This window comes from Criibacterium bergeronii (genome assembly GCF_001693775.2).
Lineage (GTDB): Bacteria > Bacillota > Clostridia > Peptostreptococcales > Filifactoraceae > Peptoanaerobacter > Peptoanaerobacter bergeronii.
In genome coordinates this window covers 1-2,802 of the sequence record NZ_MBEW02000057.1, presented here as the reverse complement: position 1 = coordinate 2,802, position 2,802 = coordinate 1, and the positions used below count along the sequence as shown (strand labels likewise).

Here is a 2,802-nt window from a genome sequence, read left to right as displayed (position 1 = left end):
GATTATATACAAGCCTGAAGATGGCTTCTCCTTCACGCCCTGCATCGCAGGCATTTATCACGATGTCTATATCCTTATCATTCATCAGCTTTTTAAGAATCGTAAATTGTTTCTTTGTGGACTTTGCAATCTCATACTTATATTCCTTTGGAATAATCGGTAAATCCGCCATATTCCACTTAGCATACTTTTCATCATAGCTTTCCGGATTTGCCATTTTAATTAAATGTCCAACACACCAGCTTACCTTATATCCGTTTCCTTCATAATATCCGTCTTTCTTCTTTGTTGCTCCGATCACTTTTGCAATAGAAATTGCAACACTTGGCTTTTCAGCAATTACTAAATTCATCTATTTTTTCCTCCTGTTTTTCAAAATAATAGGGCGGAAGATGTTACTCTCCCGCCCTGTCTTTTGCACCAAATATTGTATAGTTTTGGGTGCAAATTTATTCCAATTCATCTTCTTTATCTTCTGTTTCTGTTTCATCTACTTCATTTTCACTTTCTTCTGCCTCTGAAAAGAAATCATCATCTTCCTCCTCAAAGCCTTCAAGCTCCTTATCTTCTTTTTTCTTAACGACCTTGAAATAATATCCTGCACCTAACGCTCCTGCTACTACAAGAATGAGAATTAAGTAAGTTCCCATATTGCTGCTTTCTTCTTTTTTTACTGGCTTAGGTTCTTCTTTTTTAGGTTCTTCCTTTGTAATTTCCTGTTTTGGAGCTTCTTTCTTTTCAACCATGTTAAGAAGATCGTCTTCGGATACTTCTGTTAGGAGCATAACATTCTCGCTATCCTCATCGTGATTGATGATTAGATGGAAAGTCTTGCCATTCTTAGTAGTAAAGGTAACAAACTGTCTTGCATCCGCTGAATACATATCCGTTTCTCCCTTATCACTGCTATCTCCATGATGAATCGGATAATCCTTGTTCGCATTATCCTTATTTTCCGTAACAGTTCCTCGTGCCTTTGATGGAGCAGAAGCAACTCCTTTATTGGTATTTACTGTCTTACTTGAACCATCCATAGAGGAATCCTGACTACTGTTATTGGCAGGCTGTTTCGGTGTCAGCTTATTGGGATAACGAACTTCTTTTTCTTTTCCATCGGTCTTGCTAACATTTGTGTCCTTTGTAATCTTTCCTGTATTATCCTGTGATAATGAGCCTTTACCCATATCACTTACCGATGTTTGAGGGAAGTTTCCTGTTCCTGTTTTCATTCCGGAGATAGGGCTGATTGGTGTTACAGTAGGATTATGTGTAACCGTAGCCTTGCTAACTTCATTCGTCTTTTTCTCAAGTTCCTTAATTTTCGCAGTCAGCTTCTCTATCTCCTTTTTCATATCCGCCGATAAGTCCTTATCGTTTTTGCCCTTCTCAAGTTTTTCCTTCAGCTTATCTATTTTTTCCTCAAGGTCTTTGATTTTCTCCTTTTGCTTATCGCTTAATTTATCCTTGTCCTTAATTTCCTGATTTAGCTTATCAAGTTTTTCCTGAAGCTCCTTAGATTCCTTTTCCATTTTGGAAATGTCATCTTTGCTAAGCTCTGTTTGAATTCCCTTATCTTCAGTTTTTGGCTTTTCTGTCTGCGTCTGAGCATTACTTTCTAACTTCTTTACAATTCGGATAATACTATCGCTTCCATCACCTTTTACTGTGTAGCTTACAAAATCGTCATTAAAACTCATATTATCCGGAAGCATTTCAAGATCAGACGCATCAATCATCTGATTTTTGTCAAAGGAAGCTGAATACTCCTTATATACCTTTCCGTCCTGATATTGATATTTGATCTTTACTTCACTTTTTGTCTGACTTTCCTCATCCTTAGTATCCTTATTGTCTGTTTGAGCTGACGCATTCGCTACCCTCTTATATAAATCCTCTAAAGGTAATTCAAGGTAGGGTACACCAGTATGAAATCTATTCCATGTTTCAATAATCAGCTTGTCCTTAACAATCTTAATTTCTTTTACATTGTTGATATTGGGATTTGCTTCTTTTACTCTGCCAATAATAGAATTCTTTGTTTCCTCTTTAAGCTCTCCCTCATAGTCAACAGTTACTTTCTCAATATTTCTATTTAACTGTAAAACAGGGCAGGTATAGACAATGACATTTGCTTTCTTTCCTTTTACGGTTCGTTCTTCTGCATTTTCTGTAATATCTCCAATATAGTAATTATCCTTATCTCTTGGAGAAACGATACTTGTAAAAGCACCTGTCCCTATATTATGAATTCGATAATAAGCATAAGTTTTCTTTGTCATATATCTTAGATCATCTAACTGATTTACCTTGTCCATATTCTCATTGGTAAAGGTTTCATTATACTTATCGACAACTACACCGCCCTTTTCTTCAAAGGATTTTGATAAGGAAAATTTAAAGTTCAATGGCTGACCTTCCTTATTTCCTTTTCCGAGATGATAAAATCCTCTAAAGGTGTCATCTGAAGTATGATCCTCAAATTTCAGTTCATAATATGTTTCATATTTTTCAGGCGGTTCATTTGATGCAAATACTGTCTTTGCACCAACTTTTAACACCCCTAAAACTCCACCCATTAGCAGGGTAAAAGCTACAACAATGGCTGTAATTCTTTTATTTTTCAAACTGGTTTTCATTTGTTTTCTCCTTTTTCACTTCTGCTTTTTCTCTGTTTACTTTTGCCATTAAATCACTGATTGTAATGTTGTTCTTTCTGCAAATGGCAATAATTTCTTCGTTTTCAAGTTCTTCCTCACGAATGAACAAAGGCTCCAATTCTTCATCAATCAGAGCCTTTTTATC

Annotated in this window: 3 protein-coding genes; all 3 read right to left on the bottom strand. The window is 35.9% G+C overall.

Annotated elements, in window-relative coordinates:
- Window positions 1-352 (bottom strand): toprim domain-containing protein (locus tag BBG48_RS10595; RefSeq protein ID WP_243446787.1); only part of this gene is annotated, 352 nt, incomplete at its 3' end.
- Window positions 353-449: 97 nt separating this feature from the next.
- The gene (locus BBG48_RS10590) at window positions 450-2,636 is read right to left on the bottom strand and encodes a CD1107 family mobile element protein (RefSeq protein WP_068914295.1); all 2,187 of its coding nucleotides are present in this window, start codon (window positions 2,634-2,636) and stop codon (window positions 450-452) included.
- A partial coding sequence (locus BBG48_RS10585) for a conjugal transfer protein (protein WP_068914294.1) occupies window positions 2,614-2,802 on the bottom strand: 189 nt, incomplete at its 5' end. The genes BBG48_RS10585 and BBG48_RS10590, both read right to left, overlap by 23 nt.